At 66.7% G+C, this 20,938-nt stretch carries 17 protein-coding genes; 10 read left to right on the top strand and 7 right to left on the bottom strand.

All coding sequences use genetic code 11. The features are described 5' to 3' along the window. Positions 1 to 249 precede the first annotated feature (249 nt). Positions 250 to 1,599 carry an LLM class flavin-dependent oxidoreductase gene (locus ON40_RS20955; protein ID WP_040825334.1) on the top strand — a complete coding sequence of 450 codons (1,350 nt, stop codon included), beginning with the start codon at positions 250 to 252 and terminating at the stop codon, positions 1,597 to 1,599. A 158-nt stretch (positions 1,600 to 1,757) separates the two neighbouring features. Here the strand turns inward: ON40_RS20955 and ON40_RS20950 are convergent, their stop codons facing one another. From ON40_RS20950 to ON40_RS20940, 3 genes are read right to left on the bottom strand one after another with little or no spacing between them, the layout of a single operon-like run. Next, positions 1,758 to 2,666: an NAD(P)-dependent oxidoreductase gene (locus ON40_RS20950; RefSeq protein WP_051193365.1), complete on the bottom strand. Its 909-nt coding sequence runs from the start codon at positions 2,664 to 2,666 to the stop codon at positions 1,758 to 1,760. Beyond that, the gene (locus tag ON40_RS20945) at positions 2,659 to 3,054 is read right to left on the bottom strand and encodes a carboxymuconolactone decarboxylase family protein (protein ID WP_040825333.1); all 396 of its coding nucleotides are present in this window, start codon (positions 3,052 to 3,054) and stop codon (positions 2,659 to 2,661) included. Before ON40_RS20945 ends, ON40_RS20950 begins: the two co-directional genes overlap by 8 nt. Before the next feature lie 35 nt (positions 3,055 to 3,089). Next, positions 3,090 to 4,517: an aldehyde dehydrogenase family protein gene (locus tag ON40_RS20940; RefSeq protein ID WP_040825331.1), complete on the bottom strand. Its 1,428-nt coding sequence runs from the start codon at positions 4,515 to 4,517 to the stop codon at positions 3,090 to 3,092. A gap of 580 nt (positions 4,518 to 5,097) precedes the next feature. Here ON40_RS20940 and ON40_RS20935 point away from each other — a divergent pair. Both ON40_RS20935 and ON40_RS20930 read left to right on the top strand, forming a co-directional pair. Then, the gene (locus ON40_RS20935) at positions 5,098 to 6,606 is read left to right on the top strand and encodes an MFS transporter (protein ID WP_040825330.1); all 1,509 of its coding nucleotides are present in this window, start codon (positions 5,098 to 5,100) and stop codon (positions 6,604 to 6,606) included. A 467-nt stretch (positions 6,607 to 7,073) separates the two neighbouring features. Then, on the top strand, positions 7,074 to 7,976 hold the full coding sequence (locus ON40_RS20930; protein ID WP_040825329.1) for an IclR family transcriptional regulator: 903 nt from the start codon (positions 7,074 to 7,076) through the stop codon (positions 7,974 to 7,976). A gap of 75 nt (positions 7,977 to 8,051) precedes the next feature. Here the strand turns inward: ON40_RS20930 and ON40_RS20925 are convergent, their stop codons facing one another. Next, positions 8,052 to 9,650, bottom strand: coding sequence for an FAD-dependent oxidoreductase (locus ON40_RS20925; RefSeq protein WP_040825897.1), 1,599 nt, complete (start codon positions 9,648 to 9,650; stop codon positions 8,052 to 8,054). Between the two features lie 285 nt (positions 9,651 to 9,935). On the opposite strand from ON40_RS20925, the gene ON40_RS20920 reads away from it, so the two are divergent. From ON40_RS20920 to ON40_RS20905, 4 genes are all read left to right on the top strand, one after another. After that, a complete protein-coding gene (locus ON40_RS20920; RefSeq protein WP_040825328.1) occupies positions 9,936 to 10,937 on the top strand; it encodes a VOC family protein in 1,002 nt (333 codons plus the stop codon). Beyond that, positions 10,934 to 11,827 (top strand): alpha/beta fold hydrolase, encoded by an 894-nt coding sequence (locus ON40_RS20915; protein ID WP_040825327.1) that lies wholly within the window; start codon positions 10,934 to 10,936, stop codon positions 11,825 to 11,827. The genes ON40_RS20920 and ON40_RS20915 overlap by 4 nt, the downstream gene beginning before the upstream one ends. A gap of 114 nt (positions 11,828 to 11,941) precedes the next feature. Beyond that, entirely contained in the window at positions 11,942 to 13,123 is a 1,182-nt protein-coding gene (locus tag ON40_RS20910) for an acyl-CoA dehydrogenase family protein (protein WP_040825325.1), read from the top strand. Then, positions 13,123 to 13,635 (top strand): flavin reductase family protein, encoded by a 513-nt coding sequence (locus ON40_RS20905; RefSeq protein ID WP_040825323.1) that lies wholly within the window; start codon positions 13,123 to 13,125, stop codon positions 13,633 to 13,635. Before ON40_RS20910 ends, ON40_RS20905 begins: the two co-directional genes overlap by 1 nt. A 103-nt stretch (positions 13,636 to 13,738) precedes the next feature. Here ON40_RS20905 and hsaA read toward each other — a convergent pair whose 3' ends face one another. After that, the gene (hsaA, locus tag ON40_RS20900) at positions 13,739 to 14,899 is read right to left on the bottom strand and encodes a 3-hydroxy-9,10-secoandrosta-1,3,5(10)-triene-9,17-dione monooxygenase oxygenase subunit (RefSeq protein WP_085997771.1); all 1,161 of its coding nucleotides are present in this window, start codon (positions 14,897 to 14,899) and stop codon (positions 13,739 to 13,741) included. Positions 14,900 to 15,126: 227 nt separating this feature from the next. Here hsaA and ON40_RS20895 point away from each other — a divergent pair, with 227 nt between their 5' ends. Continuing rightward, entirely contained in the window at positions 15,127 to 15,894 is a 768-nt protein-coding gene (locus ON40_RS20895; protein WP_040825895.1) for a hypothetical protein, read from the top strand. Positions 15,895 to 16,089: 195 nt separating this feature from the next. After that, positions 16,090 to 16,989, top strand: coding sequence for an SDR family oxidoreductase (locus ON40_RS20890; RefSeq protein ID WP_051193421.1), 900 nt, complete (start codon positions 16,090 to 16,092; stop codon positions 16,987 to 16,989). Positions 16,990 to 16,999: 10 nt separating this feature from the next. On the opposite strand, the gene ON40_RS20885 is transcribed toward ON40_RS20890, so the two are convergent. Then, positions 17,000 to 17,755, bottom strand: coding sequence for an SDR family NAD(P)-dependent oxidoreductase (locus ON40_RS20885; RefSeq protein ID WP_040825320.1), 756 nt, complete (start codon positions 17,753 to 17,755; stop codon positions 17,000 to 17,002). A 150-nt stretch (positions 17,756 to 17,905) separates the two neighbouring features. After that, positions 17,906 to 19,030, bottom strand: coding sequence for an acyl-CoA dehydrogenase family protein (locus ON40_RS20880; protein WP_040825318.1), 1,125 nt, complete (start codon positions 19,028 to 19,030; stop codon positions 17,906 to 17,908). 352 nt (positions 19,031 to 19,382) lie between these two features. Between ON40_RS20880 and ON40_RS20875 the strand changes: the two genes are divergently transcribed. Further along, positions 19,383 to 20,903, top strand: coding sequence for an MFS transporter (locus tag ON40_RS20875; RefSeq protein ID WP_051193364.1), 1,521 nt, complete (start codon positions 19,383 to 19,385; stop codon positions 20,901 to 20,903). The last annotated feature ends 35 nt before the right edge of the window (positions 20,904 to 20,938 follow it).

Genomic DNA, 20,938 nt, shown 5'->3' with positions numbered 1-20,938 from the left:
GCGATCGTCCTAGTGCGGTGTGTCAGTAAGTGTCTGATATATCACATCCTTCGATATTCGAATCGGACTCGGCCGCAAGTCTTTCGGTCGATCGGCGACCGATCGGTAGCTCGGGACGAGTGCTCCGGGTGCGGCCACCCCCGGGTCTTCGCAAGTTCCAAGCCGCTTGACCAAAGTGAACGCGCAGTTCAATATATCAATGAACATCTGATATGTCAGCTAGTAGCTGATACCTCGAAAGGAGCCCTGATGGCGGCGAAACGCGACGACCAGATGACCCTGGTCGCCTTCATGCAGGCATCGAATGTGACCGTCTACTCGGGTTCGTGGCGGTGTCCCAGTTCGGCGGCGGACTACCTCGATCTGCGCTACTACCAGCGCGTTGCGCGGGTGCTCGAAGAGGGCACTTTCGATCTGATGTTCTTCGACGACCGGTTGGCGATGCCGTCGATCTACGGAGGCTCCTCCGCGGACGCCGTGCGTTACGGCGCCCGCCCGATCAAGCTCGATCTCACCGCGGTGTTGGGCGCGGCCGCCGCCGCGACGACGCATCTGGGCCTCGGCGCGACGTATTCGACCACGTACTACCCGCCGTTCCACGTGGCTCGCTCGTTCGCGACGCTCGATCATCTCAGCGGCGGCCGCGCGGCGTGGAACGTCGTCACCTCGGTGAACGATGCCGAGGCGCGCAACTTCGGCGTAGAGCAGCACCTGGCGCACGACGAGCGGTACGACCGCGCCGAGGAGTTCATCGAAGTCGTTGCGAGACTGTGGGATTCGTGGGAGGACGACGCGATCGTGGGTGACCGTGAAGCGGGAATCTTCGCGGACCCGGACCGGGTGCACGAACTCGATCATCACGGGAGATACTTCAATGTGCAGGGCCCGCTGACCGTTCCGCGTCCGCCGCAGGGCCGCCTGCCGATCATCCAGGCCGGACAGTCCGGGCGCGGTCGTCAGTTCGCCGCCAAATGGGCCGACCTCATCTTCACCGGGGATCCGACCCGCGAGATCGCCGTGGACCACTACAACGATCAGAAGCAGTTGATCACCGCATCGGGCCGCGACGCGGACGCCGTGCGGATTCTGCCGATGGTCTACACCATCGTCGGCGAGACGGAATCCATCGCGAAGGAGAAGGAGGAGATCTTCCTCGATCAGCTCGTGGATCCGCGAGCCTCGCTGGCGCTGCTGTCGGAGGTGACCAACTACGACTTCTCCGGTCATTCGCTCGACGATGAGGTGACGGACGAGCTGATCGACTCGGTCTCGGGTATCCGGGGTCTTGTCCAGGGCGTCAAGAAGCACGTCGAGGGCAAGCTGACCCTGCGAACTCTGGCGAAACACCGTGCGACGCTGTTGCAGGGGCCGCGCTTCGTCGGCACCGGCGCGCAGGTGGCCGAACAGATGCAGGACTGGTTCGAAACCCGTTCGTGCGACGGATTCGTCATCGCGGCCACCCATCTGCCCGGTGCGTTCGAGGACTTCGTCCGGCTGGCCGTGCCGGAACTGCGCAAGCGGGGAATCTTCCGCTCCGAGTACCAGGGCAAGACATTGCGCGAGAACCTCGGACTCGAGCGGCCCGCCCGGATCGCCTAGCGCACACGTGCGTCGGCCTTGCCGAGACGGCGGGGCCGACGCACATGCGCGGTGGGCAGTGTGGCTCTCGACCCGATCATGACCGGATCGACTGTGACCGGATGTTCCGGAACCGTTCATTGCGGCGGCTGCGCGACGTGGTGGAGCGGATGTCTCGGCTAGGGGTGCCTCACGATTTCGTCGGCTCGGGTTCCGGTCAGGGCCCAGTGCGCGATCTCGGTCTGATCCGCGGCCGGTCCGAGGTCGGTGGCGGCCTGCGACCAGACCTGCACCGCCCGATCGCCGAGTGCCGCGCCGATTCCGAGTTCTGCGGCCAGGCCCGTGGCGATGCGAATATCTTTGAGCATCAGACGAAGTGCGAAACCCGAGTCATAGGTCTCCGGAAGGACGAAGCGCGGGAACTTTATCTCGCTCGCCGAACTGCGCCCGCTCGCCGCGTTGATGGTCGCGATCATGACCTCGGGATCGAGGCCGAAGCTGCGGCCGATGGCGACGCCCTCGGCGGTGGCCAACAGTTGCACCGCGGCGAGCAGGTTGTTGATCGATTTGAGGGCGTGCCCGGCGCCGGTGTCGCCCACCCGCAGCCAGGTGCCCAGCGTGGCCAAGGTTGAACTCACCTGTGCGACAACGTCTTCGGCGCCGCCCGCCATGATCGTCAGGGTGCCCGCGGCAGCCCCGCTGACCCCGCCGGACACCGGTCCGTCGACCAGCGTGACGCCGCGTTCGGCCAGCGCCACGGCGAGGCGGCGGGTCGAGGTGGGTTCGGAGGACCCCATATCGACGATGATCGTGCCGCTACCGAGCCCGCCGAGCACCTCGGCATCGCCGAGCACGGCCTCCACCGCCGTGGAATTGGGCAGCATCAGGATGACGATGCCCGCTCCGGCCACGGCTTGCGCCGCGGACGCGGCCACGGTGCCCCCGGCCTCGGTCAATGCCCGGCCGGCGGCCTCCTGTAGGTCGAAACCCACTACCTGGTAACCGGATTCGACCAGTCGACGCGACATGTGCGCGCCCATGTTGCCGAGGCCGACGAAGGCGATATGTCCGCTATTTGCTTCAGGCATCAGTGTTCTCCGTGAGAATTTCATCGGCGATACGGAAGGCTTCGATGGCGGCGGGGACACCGACGTAGACCGCGGTCTGCAACAGGACCTCACGGATTTCCTCGTGCGTCGCCCCGTTGGTCACCGCGCCGCGCACGTGGGTGGCGAACTCCTTGGGCCGGTTCAGCGCGGTGAGCGTCGCCAGATTGATCAGCGACCGGGTGCGACGGTCGAGGCCGGGGCGGGTCCAGATCGCTCCCCAGCAGTATTCGGTGACGAGATCCTGCATGGGCGAGGAGAATTCGCTGGCGCCTTCGAGAGCGCGGGTGACGTACTCCTCGCCGACGACCTCGCGGCGAACCTGCAATCCGGCCTCGTACAGTTCGCGGTGTGTGCCATCGGTGGGCATAGGTGGTCCTTCGACTTTCCTGTCCGAGTCGGCTGTCAGAGTTTGACGATCACGGTCTTGGTCTCGGTGAACGCGTCGAGCGCCTCGTAGCCCTTCTCGCGCCCGTAACCGGACTTCTTGAATCCGCCGAACGGCAGCTCCACTCCGCCGCCCGCGCCGTAGGTGTTGATGTACACCTGACCAGCCTGGATATCGGCGGCCAATCGGTGTGCCCGCGAAAGATCCTTGGTCCAGATCGCGCCCAGCAGTGCGTATTCGGTGCCGTTGGCCAGCGCGAGCGCCTCCTCCTCGGTGTCGAAGGTGTTGCACACCAGCACCGGTCCGAAGATCTCCTGCTGGGCGATATCGGCCTGCGGATCGACGCCGTCGACCAGGGTCGGGGAGAAATATGCGCCACCGGCGAGGGGCGGATCGTCGGGGATCGAGCCGCCGAGCAGCACTTCGCCCTTGGTCAGGTTGGTCAGGAACGCCTTGACCCGGCCCTGCTGTTTGAGCGAGACCAGAGGCCCGAGATCCTTGTCCGCCTTGCCGGGGCCGATGCTCACCGCGGCGAACCGCTGCGCCACCAACTCGACCAGCTGGTCGTGGACGCTGGTGTGCACCAGCAGACGCGAACCCGCAGAACAGGTCTGCCCGGCGTTCTGCAGGATCGCCTTGGCCACGAAGGTGGCCGTGGTCTCCAGATCGGCGTCGGGGAACACGATCTGGGCGGATTTACCGCCGAGCTCGAGAACCGCGGGCACGATGCGTTCGGCGGCCGCATGCGCGATCACCGAGCCGATCTGCGTGGAGCCGACGAATCCGATGTGGTCGACACCGTCGTGAGCGCTCAGCGCGGCGCCGGTCTCCGCGCCGATACCCGGCACGACGTTGAGCACACCCGCGGGGAATCCGGCCTCGATCGCCAGCTCGGCGATGGCGACCGCGGTGCGCGGAGTCTCGTCCGCGGGCTTGACCACACTGCAGTTACCGGTGGCGATCGCCGCGGCCACCGCGCGGGAGAACAGCTGCATCGGATAGTTCCAGGCCACGATGTGGCCGGTCACGCCGTAGGGTTCGCGGCGGGTGTAGGCGTGCAGATCGGGGCTGAGCGGAATGGTGATTCCGTAGTAGGAATCGATCGCGTGACCGTAGAAGCGGAAGTAGCGGGCGGCCACCGTCGCGTCGATTCGCGCCTGCCCCAGCGGTTTACCGGCATCCTCGCTCTCCAGCAGGGCCAGCGATTCCGCGTCGCGCTCGATCAGATCGGCCAGCCGGGTCAGGAGCTTGGCGCGGGTCTCCGGCGAAGTCAGCCGCCAGGATTTCTGGGCGGCGCGGGCCGCGCGGACCGCTCGATCGACCTCGTCGGCTCCGGACCTGACCACCTGGCCCAGCGACTGTCCCGTCGACGGATCGATGTTGTCGTAGGTGTCCGAGGTGAGTACCCGGCGTCCATCGATGTAGGCCGAAACTGTCTCTACCACTCCATGCTCCTTGCCCTCTATCGGCGTTCACGCAGCCGATCAGCCGGTATGCGCGCTCGGAGAAGACGTACTCCGGGCCGACGACCACGGGACGGCCTCGACGTCGGGCATGCGGCTTCCTCGATGCAGTGCACTCAATTCTGGACCATACCGAGCTCGATCGCGCCTACCGGACCAGAGTGTCCGCTCAGCGGAAAATTGGCAACCGAGGCGAAATTCGAACGGACGGGCCGAATCCGGACGCTGCCGCGGTCCGGATCGCTCGACGGAGTCCGCGCGCGTTCGCGGCAGGTCTCAGCAGGCGATACCGGTTCGCGAGCGGCGAGCGCCGGGGGTCGGTAAACGCCTGAGCCGCAAGATATTCGCTCGCTCATGCGCGATCGGGCCGAGGGCGCGCGGTCGTCCCGCTCAACGGAAACCGCCTGCCGCTCGCTGCTCCGCGCGTCCGAGTCCCTGGTCGAGCCCACGGATTTCCGCTCAGCGGAAGGAGCGGCGAGGCGACCGCCGCAGGCAGGCTGTGATGTGCGTTACGTCTCGCTGCGCGGCGGTCGGGACGGTCGATACCCGAAAGGACCCGACGATGGATACTCTCGTCAAAGAAGACGAATCGCCCGATGACACCAGAGGCTGGTCACCGCGGCTGATCCTGTCCCTGGTCTCGATGATGTTGCTGCTGGAACTCCTCGCGGTCAGCTACAGCATGGTCGCCTTGGCGGTTCCATCGGTCGTGGCGCACTACCACACGACGCAGGGCGCCTGGCTGCTCACCGCGTTCACGTTGGTCACCGCCGTCACCAGCCCGATTCTGGGCAAGTTGGCCGACATGTACGGCAAGCGCAAGATTCTGCTGGGCTGCGTGGTCGTCTCCGTGCTGGGCTCACTCATCTCCGCGATCGCGCCCACCTACGCGGTGATGATTCTCGGCCGCGCCCTGACGGGCTTCCTGGGCGTGTGCACATTCCTGAGCTATTCGCTGATCCGGGATATCTTCCCGCGCAGGACGGTTGCGCTGGCGGTCAGCGTCTGTACCAGCGGGCTGGGCCTGATCGCGACCGTCGCGCCGTTCCTGAGCGGCTGGCTCGTCGACGCTTACGGCTTCCGGGGCGTGTTCTGGTTCCTGACGATCGGTCTGGTGATATTCGGTGCCCTGATCTTGCTGAGTACCCCCGAGACGCCGGTCCGACTGCGGTCGCGAGTCGACATCCTGGGTGCGGTTCTGTTGGGCGCGGGCCTGGCCGGTGTCCTGATCGCGATCAGCTTCGGCGCGACCTGGGGGTGGACCAACGGCATCACGCTCATTTACCTGATCGGCGGCATCGTCCTGCTGTTGGGGTGGCTGGGTTCGGCCGCGATCGTTTCCGCGCCGCTGGTGAATCTGACCGTCCTGCGGCGTCGGCCGGTATTCCTGACCGCCATCGGAGCGGGTTTCTGCTACGGCTGCAGTGCGACGGTCACCATCGTGTTGCCGGTGATGGTCATGACGCCCGCCGCACTCGGACTCGGATACGGCTTCGGCCTCAGTGCCAAGGCCGTATCGATGTTCCAGTCGCCGAGTTGTGCCGCGAGTGTGGTCGCCGGCCTGGTGGCCGGTCTGCTGATCAGCCGCAAGGCCCGGCCCCGTCTGGTTCTGGCCGCCGGTCTGTTGATCTTCTCGGTGTCGTTCCTGCTGATGGCGGCGATGCACGACAACAAGGCGCTGCTGATCGTGTTCATGACCGCGGCCGGGGTCGGTACCGGCGTCGGTTATGCGGCGGTGCCGAACCTGTTGATCGAGGCGGTTCCGTCGCAACTGCAGGCCACCACCGCCAGCGTCGTCAACGTGACGCAGAGCATCATCTCCTCGGTGCTGCCGCTCGTCGTGTTCACCGTGCTGAACAATTCGTTCCGCGCGGCGATTCCGGCGGCGGTGACGCACGGCGCGGTGCTGTACACCAACAGCGGTTTCCGCACGGCGTTCCTGATCGGTGCGATTGCGGCGGCGATCGGCGTCGGTGCCGCACTGCTGATTCCGCGCCGGATCGAGCAGGTACGCTTCGCGGCGGCGAAGGCGGCCGATGACGAGGGACTCGGCGAGCCGTTGACGGCGTAGCGTCCGGTCGCCCGAGGATTGTATTTTCGGCTCCGCCAAGGGATTCGCTCTCTTGGCGGAGTTCGTCGTCTGTGTGTCGGTGTCCGGGCCGACCGGTGACCGGGCGGCGGCGATCGACCGTCCAGGCGGGTGCCGACTGCAAATTCGGTAGCCTCAACCGCAGTGCACGTAGTCGGCTCCACGCCGGATCATGCTCGGCTGCTCGCCGGTGCGGCGATGTGGCTAACTTCTGGCATGGCATCGTGGTTCGCCGTCTCGAAGGGTGCTATGTCATCCATCCGGATGGCGGTCGGCAAGTTCCCATGTCGATGGCAGACGGTGTCGCGGATATGCCTGAGACGGCGATTCATCGGAAAAACGTCCGACTTCACAGTACTGGTGGCAAATTTTCCGAAACCGACACAATTGAGGGTCCTCTTTAGCTACACTCGCGGCTGAAGTTCACGCTCTGGAGAAGGAGGCCGATGATGGCCTCAGTGTTGACCGACAATGCCGTCGTCGACGACGATCGGCACGAATTGCCACCCTCGATGGTGGATCGAATGACACTGATCATGGATACATTCGGCGGGCCGCAGACACGTCTGACGCTCGAAGACGTCGCCAGCCGCACCAACCTACCGCGTTCGACCACCCATCGCATCCTGGAAAAACTCGTCCGGTTGGGCTGGTTGGACCGCAACGGCCGCGAATACGCTCTGGGCCCGCGGGCGCTGGGGTTGGGCGGCCGGGAGGTCGGGCACAGTGCCTTGCGCACCGCGGCATTCCCCCTGTTACACGCCCTCGCGATGCGCACCGAACTGGTGGCGCATCTGGCCGTACTGGATGGCGGCGAGGTCTATTACCTCGACAAGGTCGGTGGTAAGGCCGCGATGCGGGTGCCCTCGATGGTGGGTGGGCGAGCTCCCGCGCACTGCACCGCGGTCGGCAAGGCCATGTTGGCGTGGTTGTCTCCGGAAGAGGTCGACGCTCGATACGAGCAGGGCCTCACCAGGCGCACGGTGCGGAGTATCGGCGACATCGGTGTTCTGCACCAGGAGTTGAATCGTATCCGCGCCCGCAACGGCCTGGCCTTCGAGTGCGGTGAGTGCGACCACGCCATCGCGTGTGTCGGCGCCGCGGTCCGGGGACCGGACGGGCCGATCGGCGGCATCTCGCTGGTCGGTGACGCACGCGTGGCGCTGGAGCGGCTGGCTCCGCTGGTAGTCAACACCGCGCATGTCATCTCCGAGAAGCTCAGCGGCGACTACGGGCAGCGGCCACGTCCGCACCCGGACTCGGTCGTGCTGCGCGATATGCCGCAGGCCCCGTCGCTGAGCGAGGCGCTGGGGCGTCTGGTCGCCATGGGTGAACGCGGCGAATGGTTCTGAGCCCAGAGAATTCCGATCCACAGTGCCGTTCGGCCGTTCGCAACCCGATGGGGTCGCGGACGGCCGAACGGGCGTTCATCGCGCGGAGGCGATATCCAGCACCGCGCGATAGGAGAACACGAGGCTCGACCCGATCGGCGTGCCCGCACCGGGATAGACCCGCCCCGACATGGCGGCCATCGTATTGCCCGAGGCGTACAGCCCCGGGATCGGCGCACCGTCCGGGCGCAGCACCCGGGAGTTCTCATCGGTCTTCAACCCGCCCTTGGTCCCGATATCGGACAGCACGACCGTCGCGACGTAGTACGGCGGGGTGTCCAGTGGCGGCAGCACCGGATTCACCGCCTCGGTGTTGGGGCCGATGGCGTAGTTCATCTGCGGGCCCGCGGGGAATCCGACGACCTGGGAATGCATTGCGTCCCAGGAGCTCTCGCCGCGATGGAACTTCTCGTCGACGCCCTTGTCCGCCGCGTCGTTGTATTCCTGCACGGTCTTGCGCAGGTTCTCGATCGGGACCGAGATCAGCGCGGCCAGCTCCTCGAGCGTTTCGGCCTTGCGCAGCGCACCCGAGGCGAACCACTCCGGGCGCGGCGGCGCAGCCGGGTCGCCGCCGAAACTGTCGCGGTCGAGCTGACGTTGATCGAACACCCAGTGCGCGGGAATATGCGGAACGCCGGTGCTCTTGTGCAGGCGCAGCATCTCGTGCCCGGCACGGTCGTACGGCTGGCACTCGTTCATGAAGCGCTCGCCCGCGCTGTTCACCCAGAAGCCGCCGCGGGTGCCGGTGTGGAAGACCGGAAGCCCGTCGGGCTGGATCAGGCCCGGGACGAACCACGCCTCGTCGAGCAACTCGGTGTCCGCGCCGATCGCGACCGCCGCTTGCAGCGCGTCACCGGTATTGGCCGGAGCGCCGTTGGACCAGTTGCCGTTGTAGGGGGCGACACCGTACTTCTCGCGCAGTTCACGATTGCGCTCGAAACCACCGGCGGCCAGGATCACCCCGTGGGTGGCGTGGATGCGCAGCCGCTCACCCTTGCGCACCGCCTCCACGCCGACCACCCGGTCGTTCTCGACGGTGAGGTTCTCCAGCGCGGTTTCCAGCAGATACGATCCATTTCCGGTCTCCAGGAACGCTTTCAGCGCCCGGCCGATCAGGGCGCGACCGCCGGTGAGTACCGGGTCCGGGGTGAGGCCGCGGCGCTCGACCGGAATCTGGTCGCGGATCAGCGGGGCGAGGTCGCCGAGTTCGGCGGCGGTGATGTCCGGCGGGAAGATGGTGCGGCCCGTCGGGGTCGCGCCCGGACGATCACCGAAATAGTCCGGCACCGGGCCGTAGGAGAATTCCTGGAACAACGGGTTCTGTTCGAGCTCGTCGATCAGTTGTGGAGCGGTGGCCAGGTAGGTGTCCTGCAGGACCTGCCTGGAGTCGTCGGCGACGATATCGCGCAGATAGGCGCGGGCGGCCTCGGGGTCGTCCTCGACACCGGCGCGCCGCAGCGGCGCGCTGCCCGGAAACCACAGGCCCGCACCGGAATACGCGGTCGTCCCGCCGAAACGGTCGGTTTTCTCGATGACGAGGGTGCGCAGTCCACGGGAGGCCGCGACATAGGCGCCGACCAAACCCCCTCCGGACCCGACGACCACGATGTCGTAGGTTTCTTCGGCAGCGGGCATCACCATCTCCTATTCCTCGCGAGTTCCTGTGCGGCGTAAAGGAATACGACCGCCGAGTGACATGTGTCACGGATATTCCGATTTTCCCGAGTGTTGCGGGCACGGACGTGTGGGCGCGGGCGCGTTTCCGCTGAGCGGGAGAAAGCGCAGGACCGCCACGGTGAGCCGGGGGAGCGGGCGATACGCGAAGGACGCTCCCGGTGTGTGGAAACTCTCGCGTGCGAGGTGCGGCCGGTGCCCAGACTTTCCGCCAGCACGTCATTTCGGATTCGAAGGAGAGCTCGCATGGCCAGTTCCCACGACTACAACCCGGGCCCGCAGATCGCGCACGCGGGCGGCATCAACCTCGGCACGCCCGACCTGGAGCGTTCGCTGTGGTTCTACCGCGACCTGCTCGGCATGGAGGTCGTCGCCCAGTCCGACGGGGTGGCCTACCTGCGCGGCTATCAGGAACTGGTGCACCACTCGCTGGTACTGACCCAGCAGGCCGAGGCCAAGGTCAACACCTACAGCTTCCGGGTCAAGCGGCCCGAGGACGTGGAGCTGTTCCACCAGCAGCTGACCGCCGCCGAGGTCGAGACCGTCGAGCTGCCCGCCGGGCACGAGACCGGTCGCGGCACCGCGATCCGCTTCCTGATTCCCGGCGGGGAGCACCCGATCGAGCTGTACTACGACATCGACAAGCCGCTCGCGCCGCCGGAGCTGCGCTCGAAGCTGCCCACCAACAGCTCGCGCCGGCGCGGCTGGGGCGTGCGCCGCCTGGACCACCTCAACGTGCAGACCAGCCCGAGCACGGTGAACCAGGCCGAGGGGTGGCTGCGCGAGGCGCTGGGCTTCAAGCGCCGCGAATTCGTCATGGTTCCGCAGGCCCCGCAGACCGTGATGGCCTCGTGGCTGTCGGTGACGCACCAATCGCACGACATCGCGATCGGCATCAGCCCCGACGAGACCAACGGCCGGTTCCACCACGTCGCGTTCAACATCGAGAACTACAGCGACATCCTGCGGATCACCGACGAGATCAAGGATCTGGACATCGAATTCGGCCACGGCCCCGGCAAGCACGGGATCGGCCAGGCGATGTACCTCTACATCCACGACCCGGGCTCGGGCCACCGCGTCGAGCTGTACTCCGGCGGGTACGACATCATGGATCCGGACTTCGCGGAGATCGAGTGGAAGCTTCCCGCGGTGGAGTGGGGTCAGACTTGGTACGGCAACCTGCTCGACGTCGGCCCGGGGGCGAAGTTCCTGGAGACCATGCCGTCGGCGGGCTTGAAGGCATGACCGCGGTCGAATCGGCGTCGGCCGAGCTCACCTACGAATCGACCCGTGCCACAGCACAAGTCGACGGTCTGACGTTCAACTATCACGAGGCGGGCACCGGCGAGCCGCTGCTGTTGCTGCACGGCTCCGGTCCCGGCGTCAGCGCCTGGTCCAACTTCCGGCACAACCTGCCGGTGTTCGCGCAGCGGTTCCGCACGATCATGCCGGATCTGCCCGGCTTCGGCGCGAGCGATCTGCCCGAACTCGCCGAGGTCTATCCGATCGCCGCGGCGCGACTGATCGCCCGGTTCATGGATGAGCTGGGCATCGAGTCCGTGTCGATCATCGGCAACTCCATGGGTGGTGCGGTCGCCGCGGAACTGTCGGCGCTGTATCCGGAACGGGTGCGCCGCATCGCCATCATGGGGTCGGGCGGACTGTCGGTCGGCATCTTCCAGGCCGAGCCCAGCGAGGGCTTCAAGCGGTTGTTCGAATTCCTCGAAGAGCCCAGCCGGGAGCGGATGATCGGCTGGATCAAGACCATGGTCTTCGATCAGACCCTGATCACCGACGAACTGGTCGACGAGCGGATGACCAACGCCACCGCCGACGGCGTGCTCGCGCGGACCGGCGCGATCTTCGCCTCGATGTTCAACCCGGCCAACCAGAAGAGTTACACCCCGCTGTGGACCCGCGCGTCCACCTTCACGACCCCGACGCTGATGCTCTGGGGCCGGGACGACCGGATGCTCCCGTACGACCAGGCGCACTTCGCGAACCGGTGGCTACCGGAGGTCGAACTGCACACCTTCGCCCGGTGCGGGCACTGGGTGCAGGTCGAGCGCAAGGCCGAGTTCGAGCGCGTGGCCATCGAGTTCCTCACCCGGGACGCGGCCGAGGGCGAGGCGTGAGCATTCCGATGAGTGGAAAGCGCGCGAGCGCGGATCGAACCGCGAAATGACAATCAGCGAATCCCGCCGACGCAGCGGCGATCTCGACCTTTCAGTATTGAGGAGGTGTGCGGCGTGGCACACGAAGTAGTAAACCGCATCGAGGAGCTCGGCCCCGAGCTCGCCGCGCTCGCCGAGGAGAACGAGGCGCTCGGCAAGCTCAGCAACAAGACCGTCGATCTGATGCGTTCGGCGGGGGTGATCCGCCTGCTGCAGCCGGTGGAGTACGGCGGATTCGCCGCGCACCCACGGGATTTCGCCGAGGCCGTGATGGCCCTGGCGCAGCGCGACGGCGCGGCGGGCTGGGTGGCCGGCGTGGTCGGCGTGCATCCGTGGGAGCTGGCCCAGATGGATCCTCGTGTCTCCCAGGAGATCTGGGGCGAGAATCCGGACACCTGGGTGGCCTCGCCCTATATGCCCAACGGGGTGGCCGATCCGGTCGAGGGTGGCTACACCCTGAGCGGTCGCTGGCCGTTCTCCTCCGGTTCGGACCACTGCGACTGGAACTTCCTGGGCGCGCTGGCCGGTAACGGCAAGGGCAAGCCCGCACAGCCGCCCGCCGTACTGCACGTGGTGGTGCCGCGCTCGGATGCTCCCATCCAGGAGGACACCTGGGACGTCATCGGCCTGTCGGGAACCGGCAGTAAGGACGTCGTCGTCGACAACGCCTTCATTCCGGCGCACCGGGTGGTCGACCAGACCGAGATCCAGACCGGTGTCGCCGCGGCCCGCGCCGGACGCACCGAGACACTGTACAAACTGCCTTTCACCTCGATGTTCCCGCTCGGGATCACCTCGGCGGTGATCGGCATCTGCGAGGGTGCGCTGGCATTGCACATGAGCCAGCAGCGCGACCGTGTCGCGGTGACCGGTGTGCAGGTCAAGGACGATCCGTACGTGCTCTACGCCGCCGGTGAGGCCGCCGCGGAGATCCAGGCATCGCGGGTGCATCTGATCGACGGCATCAGCCGCCTCTACGAGAAGGTCGAGGCCGGCGGCGAGGTCACCGTCGAGGACCGATCGGTGGTGCGGCGCAACCAGGTTCGCGCCGCGTGGCGGGCGGTCTCCGCGCTCGACGAGATCTTCGCCCGGTCCGGCGGCAACGCCCCGCGCCGCAGCAACCCGCTGCAGCGGTACTGGCGGGACGCGCATGTGGGCCTGTCGCACATGATCCACGTGCCCGGCGTCGCGTACCACGCGAACTCGCTCGCCACCATGGGCTTGGATCTGGCCGCCCCGATGGTCGGACTGACCTGATGGTCGAGGGTCCGCACTTCCGAAATGTGCTGGGGCACTTTCCCACCAGCGTCGTGGCGATCACGACGACGGGAGAGGATCAGCGGCCACAGGGTTTGGTCGTGGGAACCTTCGCCTCGGTCTCCCTGGACCCGCCGCTGGTGTCGTTCCTGGTTGACCGATCCTCGTCCACGCTGCCGCTCATCCGGGCCGCCGGGCGCTTCTGTGCCAATGCGCTCGCGGGCGATCAGGATCACGTCTCCCGGAGATTCGGGACCAAGGGCGCGGATCGGTTCGCCGAAGTGACCTGGCGCCCTTCGGCATTGGGCAATCCGGTACTGGACGGCGTGGTGGCGTGGGTGGACTGCACGGTGGAAAAAGAGGTGGAGCTCGGCGACCACTTCATGGTGGTCGGCCGGGTGCGCGAACTGCAGGTGGAGTCGGTCAAGACGCCGCTGCTGTTCTTCCGCGGCAGCTACGGGGACTATCTGTCCACCGCGACGCTCGTGGTGGACCGGCTGGTCGGCTGGTAGCGGCGATTCGGTCTTGCGGCACAGGGGCATTCGACAATACACCGAATGCCCCTGTGCCGCTGGATGATCGGGTGCGCCAGATGGCCGGGGCGGGTTGCTCGGCTCAGACCAGCATGTCGTCGATGGGGATGCCGAACGCGCCCTGACCGTACAGCGCCAGCGCCGCATTCACATCGTTCGCGGAATGCACCTTGGCGGCGTGCGCGTCGCGCCAGGCACGTTCGATCGGATTGCCCCGGCGCAGCGAAATGCCACCGGCCGCACCGAAAACCTCGTCGATCGCCCGGATCGCCTTCTCGGTGCCGCACGCTTGATCGCGCCGGGCGCGCAGGCGCAGCCGCATCGGGATCTCCTCCCGCCGACGAGCGCATTCGTACAATTCGCGCAGGTTCCGGTTGATCTGCAACAGGGCGGCGTCGATCTCCGATTCGGCGCGGCCCACGGCGATGTGCTGTTCGGTGGTGAGGGTGCGCCCGCCCAGGCTCAGCCGAGTGTGATCGCGCATATGCTCCAGGAACACCCGCAGCGATCCATCCGCGAAACCGAGAATCGGCGCGGTCACCGCGTGGCTGAACATCGTGCCGTAGGGCATGCGGTACAGCGGTCCGGGATTGAGCTTCTGACCCGGCCCGCGCCGCAGCGCGACGTCGAAATTGCGCAGGATGCGATATTCCGGGACGAATACTCGTTCGGCATGCAGATCCTCACCGCCGGTGCCGCGCAATCCCACTGTGTCCCAGACATTTTCGATGCGATAGTCCGAGCGCGGCACGAGCGCGGTGACGATATCCACCGACTGCCCGGTCTCGGAGACCACGGTGCCGCCGAGCAGCGCCCACGACGCGTGCGCGCATCCGGAGACGAAATGCCAGCGCCCGCTGAGCTCGTAACCGCCGGGCACCGGAACCAGCCGTCCGACCGGCGCGTAGGCCGAGCAGACCAGTGCGTCCGGGTGCTCGTCCCAGACATCGCGCTGGGCGCGCTCGTCGAACAGCGCGACATGCCAGGGGCTCACACCCAGGAACGAGGTCACCCAGCCGGTGGAACCGCACGCTCCGGCGATCGTCCGGACGAACTCGTAGAACAGGCTCGGATCGTTCTCCAGGCCGCCGCACCACTTCGGTTGCAGCATGCGGAACATCCCGGCGTCGACCAGTTCGGCGATCGACTCCTGCGGTATGCGCCCGGTCGCGTCGACTTCCTTCGCACGTGCTACGAGCTGCGGTAGGAGCTGCCGCACTGCCTCGGTCACATCAACGTCCACCATGCGGTAATCGTGCGCCCCGGCCGCCGGGCATTCAATCCGGGTCCCGGCGAACACCGCTGAACGGGAGAGCGCGGACGGGACTTCCGGGTGTTCGCCGCCAACTTTCCGTTGAGCGGAAACCCGTCGAGTACGCACGAGTGCGCTTGCTCACACTGATCTCGCTGTCGTCGAGGTGGACGACATTGCGCGCCGGCGACGGCACAGAGATCGAAGGAGATCCATCCGTGAACAGACAGACATACTTCAGATTGGAGCGCCTTTCCTCGTGGTTCGGCTTCGTGCTCCTGATCGGGATGGCAGCTGCCTTCGCCGCGGCGGGCCTGCTGAGCCCGATGGACCCGAACCTCTCTCAGGAACAGGTGCGGGACTTCCTCGTCGAGCACAGGACCGGAATTCTCGCCGCGACGGCCGTCATCGTGCTGGTCGTGCCGTTCGAGTATCCGTACGTGGTGGTCACCAGTCTGCAGATGCGTCGCATCGAGGGCGGCTGGGGCATTCTGTCCATGATCCAGATCCTCACCGGCGTGGTGGCCCCGATCGGGTTCTTCTTCCCGATGGCAGTGCTCTCGGCCGCGGTCTACCACGTGGAGCGGCACTCGCTCGAAATGCTCTCGACGTTGAACGACATGTTCTGGCTGATGTACGTGGGTGATGCTTGCATCTTCGTGCTGCAGGTCTGGGCGATCGGTTATGCCGCGCTGCTCGATCGGCGCGGACGTAACGGCAGTACCGCCAAGCCGGTGTTCCCGCGCTGGTACGGCTGGCTGAGCATCGTGCTGGGCATCCTGCTCATTCCGGGCGCGTTCGTGTTCCTGTTCAAGACCGGCCCGCTGGCGTGGAACGGAGTGCTGGCGAGCGGTATTCCGACGATCGTGTACTTCATCTGGAAGATCGCGACGCCGATTCTGCTGCTCAGGGGAGTCAAGACCGAGGAGCAGGAACTGGCCGAGGGCACCTCGACGGTCGAGCCGATCGCGCTGGTCGCGGCCTGAGTTCGGCACCTTCGGCGATTCCGGCGGCCGCGCCGGCGAGCAGATCTCGCCCGGCGCGGCCGCGTTGCCGGTGTGGTGGGCGTCTCGGGAAGGGGATCGACACGACCACCCCGTGAAGGTTGTGAATTTGCTCGCATTGTCCGCGGCACCCGTGTAGCGTGATACCGGACAGGGTGGTCCGGTTTGGAGGATGTGATGGTCGAATACTGGAAGCGGGAGCTGACGCTGCACCGCAAGGCCGTGGGAGTGGTCACCGGCGCAGGCTGTGCACTCGGTGCGGCATCCGCGCGGCAGCTCGTGGACCATGTGGACACGTTGCTGCTGACCGATCGCGATCCACGTGCCGCCGCGGCGCTGGCCCGGGAACTCGTGGAGGACGCGGGCGTGGACGCTCAGCCGTTCACCCTCGACCTGACCGACCGGCAGGGGCCGATCCGCCTGGCCGCGCGCATCGAGGAACTGGGCGCGCTGCGTGCGGTCGTGCACGCCGACCTGTGCTCGCCCACACTCTCGGACTGGCGGCAGATCCTGACCGTCGACCTGGTCGCGACGGCCCGGCTCGCCGATGTCCTGCGTCCGTTGGCGGACAACGGAACCGCGATGGCGGTGCTGGCGGCCATGTCGCCGATGCTCGATCCCCGAACCCCCGATACGGCCGCCCTGGCCATCCTGGACAACCCGTTGGATCCGCATTTTCTGGGCCGGATGCGGGAGGCGCTCGGACCCGGCCTCGAATCCCCGTCTGCGGCCTACACCTGGGCCAAACGTGGCCTGCATCGTTTCGTTCGACGGGAGTCGGTGCAGCTCGGTGCGGTGGGGGCGCGCATCTGCTCGGTGTCCCCGGGCGTCATCGATACCGCGCTGTCCCAGCTCGAGGCCGCCGAATTCCCCAGTATCGATCGGATCGTGCAGCGAACACCCCTGCGGCGCATGGGACATGCCGAGGAGGTCGCCGCCGTCGTGGCCTTCGTGCTGTCCGAACAGGCCAGCTTCCTCAACGGGATCGACCTGCTCGTGGACGGCGGGGCCTGCGCGGCGAACGACATCGATAGCGTCGTCGCGCCGCGCCAGGCCGCGCCGGTGCTGGCGAGTTAGCCGCGCGGGATCAGACCGACAGCGCGAAACCGCCTGTGACCCGGAGTGTTTCGCCGGTGACGAAGGACGCCTTGGGCGAGAGCAGATAGAGCAGGGCCTCGACGATATCCTCCTCGCGGCCCTCCTGCTCCAGGATCTGTTCTCCCAGAACGCGTTTCGCCTCGGCGGGGGAGAGTTGCTCGCGGACGGCGTCGGTGAAGATCAGGCCCGGGGCGATCGCGTTCACCCGGATGCCGTCGGCGGCGAACTCGCGCGCGAACGCCACGGTCAAACCGCGCACGGCCAGCTTGGAGACGCCGTAGACGGTGCGGTTGGCGTAGGCGGCCGAGGAGGAGATGTTCACGATGGCCGCGCCCTCGCGCCCGGCCATCAGCGGATGCGCGGCCAGCGTGCAGATGACCGTGCCCAGCACGTTGACATCGAACACCCGCCGGACATTGCCGACACCGAGTTCGGTGAACGGGCGGTTGAACGCGGCGTGCAGACCGGCATTGTTGACCAGGATGTCCAGTCCGCCATGCTGTTCGGCGACCGCGTCCAATGCCGCCGCCACCGCGGCCTCGTCGGCTACGTCGCAGGCCACCCCGGTCGCACCCGCGCCCCGTGCGATGAGTTCCGCGGCGGCGGATTCGGCGACCTCGTCATCGATATCCGCGAGCACCACGTGGGCTCCGCGTTCCGCGAGCGCGGTGCCGAACGCCTTGCCGAAGCCGCGCCCTCCGCCGGTGATGAACGCGATCTTGCCCGCGTATTCATTGTTCGTCATCGAACTACTCCGTGCTGTCGTGAGGTGAGGTGTTATCGGGATGTCATGGGGCAGTGGAGATATCGAGGATCACGGGTGCTGCCGGGATCCGGCGTGTCATCGAGGTATCGAGGTGCTGCCGGGTATCGCGTGTCGCCGGGGTATCGGGAGTTACAGCGACGCCGAGGTCTGCTGGAGCAGGGTGCACAGGCGGTCGCGGTGGATCTCGACATCGCCGTACAGCACCCGGTCGGCCTTGGCCCGGCGCAGGTACAGGTGCAGATCGTGCTCCCAGGTGAAGCCGATGCCGCCGTGCAGCTGTAGCGCCGTCTCCGCGACGTCACCGACGCTGCCGGAGGTGTACGAGGTCGCCACGCACGCCGCCCGAGCGGTGTCCTCGGCCGCGGCGTCGGCGGCCATGGCCGCGTAGTAGGTGGCCGCGCGCGAGCCGTGCACCAGCATCGCCATATCGGCGCAGGCGTGTTTGACGGCCTGGAAGCTGCCGATCGGCCGGTCGAACTGCATGCGAACCGCGGTGTATTCGACGGTGAGATCGAGCAGATACTGCATTACCCCGAGGGAGTCGGCGCAGCGCAGCACCGATGCGTAGTCCAGCAGCCGCTGGATCTCGGCCTGCCCGCCGTCGAGCCGGTGTCCGGCCGGGACGCGCACGCCGTCGAGGCGGACCTCGTAGAACGCGCGGGTCTGATCGAGGGTCCGGGTGTGCCGGACCGTGACGCCGGGCGAGTTGCGGTCCACCAGGAATGAGGCCGGGCCGTCCGGATGTTGCGCGGTGACCAGGAGCCAGCGCGCGCCACCGGCATCCTGCACGGCGGTCTTGGCGCCGTCGAGCACGATCGCCCGGCCGTCCGGGCGGGCGGTGGCGCGGATGCCCTCGATCGTCCAGGGGGCGTGTGGCTCCGCGAAAGCCCAAGTGGCCCAGGCGGATCCATCGGCCAGCGCGGGAAGTGTCGCGGCCTGCAACGATGCGGTGGCGCCGGTGGCGACGGCGTGGCCGACGATGGCGGTGGACAGGAACGGGCCGCGGGCCAGCGCCCGCCCCGCCTCCTCGGCGACCAGGACCAGTTCGGTCAGGCCCTGGCCTGCGCCACCGTACTGTTCGGGCAGTGCCAGGCCGGGCCAGCCGAGTTCGGCGGCCAGGCGCCACAGCTTCGGATCGACGTCTTCGTCGCGATCCAGCCAGGACCGGACAACCCCGATCGGCGCATGGTCGGACAGCAGCTCGCGCGAGATCTCGCGCAGCATCGCCTGCTCTTCGCTCAGTTCGAAATTCACCAGTCACCACCCAACGTCTCGACACCCACTGGCCTCTGGAAGGTATACCCATTTGGTGGCACAGTCGATGGATTCTGTTGACAATTACGGCGCGACACCGCATCTAATCAAAATAGAGTAGCAGGAATTAACGACTGATTGATCGGTCATGTTTCGGTAGCGAGCCGCCTGGCCCGAAGTTCCCACTGAGTGAAAATCGCCCCGGCCCGATGCCTCGCCGTGGACTGTGATGTGCGTTACGCATTCGCCGCATCCGACCAACGGCGCATGCGATCCTCACCCCCTGCACGGATCCGGCGCTCGAAGACCGCGGAAACCGAGAGCACGTGCAGATTCTCGAAAGGACTCGACGATGAGTGCTGTTGCTCATCCGAGCGAACCGTCCGGCGCCCCCGATAGGTGGACACCACGCCTGGTTCTCTCCCTCGCCTCGATCGTATTGCTGCTGGAGATGCTGACGGTCAGCTACATCATGGTGTCGGTGGCGCTGCCGCAGATCGAGGCGCATTTCCAGACCACTCAGGGCGCCTGGATGCTCACCTCGTACCTGCTGGTCGGCGCGGTCGCCACGCCGCTGCTGGGCAAGCTCGCCGACATGTACGGCAAGCGCAAGATCCTGCTGATCTGCATCGCGGTCTCGGCGGTGGGTTCGGCCATCACCGCGGCCGCGCCGACCTACGGGTTGATGGTGGCGGGCCGGGCGCTGGCCGGCACGTTGACCCCGTGTGTGTTCATCGCGTACTCGCTGATCCGGGATGTGTTCCCGGCCAAGACGATCGCGCTGTCGGTCAGCATCGTCACCACGGGTCTGGGGCTGGTCGCGATACCCGCGCCCTTCCTGACCGGCTGGTGCCTGGACCACTTCGGCTTCCGCGGCATCTTCTGGTTCTTCGCGATCGCGACCGCCGTGTTCGGCCTGCTGATCCTGTTCACCACCGACGAATCCAGCCTGCGACTGCGCTCGCGGATGGACTTCCTCGGTGCCGCACTGCTCGGGCTGGGCATCGCCGGGGTGCTGATCGCGGTGAGTTTCGGGCCCACCTGGGGGTGGGCGAGCGGGTCGACCCTGGTCTATCTGTTCGGCGGTATCGCCTTCATGATCGCCTGGCTGGTGTCGGTCCGGCTGCTACCCGAGCCGCTGCTGGATCCGCGGATCCTGCGGCAGCGTTCGATCGTGCTGATCACCGTATCCGCCTCCGCCGCATACGGTCTCAGCACGCTCTACACCGTGCTGATGCCGATGATGACCATGCCGCCGCGCTCGACCGGGCTCGGCTACGGATTCGGCGTCAGCGCCAAGGCGTACGCGATCTTCCAGGCCCCGCAGGGCGGCATGATCGTGGTCGGCGGTGCGATCGTCGGAATCCTGGTGGGCCGCAACGTCCGGCCGCGCACGCTGATGGCGACCGGTATGGCGCTCACCGTGGTGGGATTCCTGCTCACCTCGCTGCTGCACGACAACAAGGCGCTGCTGATCTGTTTCGCGGTGATCACCGGCACCGGTCTGGGATTCGCGTACGCGACGGTGCCGAACCTGCTGATCGAGGCGGTGTCACCGCAATTGCAGGCCACCACATCCAGTTTCGCCAACACGTTCCAGACCATATCGTCGGCGGCGATGCCGGTCGTGGTGTTCGCCGTGCTCAACAACTCGTATATCGCGCCGATCCCCAAATCCCTCACCGGCGGCGCGATCCTGTACACCAACAGCGGTTTTCAGGTCGCGTTCCAGATCGGCGCGGTGGTCGCGGCGGTCGGCGCGATCGCCGCGCTGTTGTTGCCGCGCAAGATAAAACAGCTCCAGGCCGAGGCCGCCACCGTTGCGGCGGGTGAGGACGAGTCCGGTGCGACATCGGTCGTTCTCGGTCACTGAGAGAGATTACCGAAAACCGTGGCCGGGCAGGATAT

It is taken from the genome of Nocardia jiangxiensis NBRC 101359 (genome assembly GCF_000308615.1).
In the GTDB taxonomy this organism is placed as follows: Bacteria; Actinomycetota; Actinomycetes; order Mycobacteriales; family Mycobacteriaceae; genus Nocardia; species Nocardia jiangxiensis.
Note: the sequence above shows the minus strand (reverse complement) of the source record. Positions and strands in the feature narration are given on the sequence as shown.

Bases quoted from the DNA above. Each gene is read 5' to 3' on its own strand.
- ON40_RS20955 (WP_040825334.1), top strand. From the start codon at position 250: ATGGCGGCGAAACGCGACGACCAGATGACCCTGGTCGCCTTCATGCAG.
- ON40_RS20950 (WP_051193365.1), bottom strand. From the start codon at position 2,666: ATGCCTGAAGCAAATAGCGGACATATCGCCTTCGTCGGCCTCGGCAAC.
- ON40_RS20945 (WP_040825333.1), bottom strand. From the start codon at position 3,054: ATGCCCACCGATGGCACACACCGCGAACTGTACGAGGCCGGATTGCAG.
- ON40_RS20935 (WP_040825330.1), top strand. From the start codon at position 5,098: ATGGATACTCTCGTCAAAGAAGACGAATCGCCCGATGACACCAGAGGC.
- ON40_RS20930 (WP_040825329.1), top strand. From the start codon at position 7,074: ATGGCCTCAGTGTTGACCGACAATGCCGTCGTCGACGACGATCGGCAC.
- ON40_RS20925 (WP_040825897.1), bottom strand. From the start codon at position 9,650: ATGCCCGCTGCCGAAGAAACCTACGACATCGTGGTCGTCGGGTCCGGA.
- ON40_RS20920 (WP_040825328.1), top strand. From the start codon at position 9,936: ATGGCCAGTTCCCACGACTACAACCCGGGCCCGCAGATCGCGCACGCG.
- ON40_RS20915 (WP_040825327.1), top strand. From the start codon at position 10,934: ATGACCGCGGTCGAATCGGCGTCGGCCGAGCTCACCTACGAATCGACC.
- ON40_RS20905 (WP_040825323.1), top strand. From the start codon at position 13,123: ATGGTCGAGGGTCCGCACTTCCGAAATGTGCTGGGGCACTTTCCCACC.
- ON40_RS20890 (WP_051193421.1), top strand. From the start codon at position 16,090: ATGGTCGAATACTGGAAGCGGGAGCTGACGCTGCACCGCAAGGCCGTG.
- ON40_RS20885 (WP_040825320.1), bottom strand. From the start codon at position 17,755: ATGACGAACAATGAATACGCGGGCAAGATCGCGTTCATCACCGGCGGA.
- ON40_RS20875 (WP_051193364.1), top strand. From the start codon at position 19,383: ATGAGTGCTGTTGCTCATCCGAGCGAACCGTCCGGCGCCCCCGATAGG.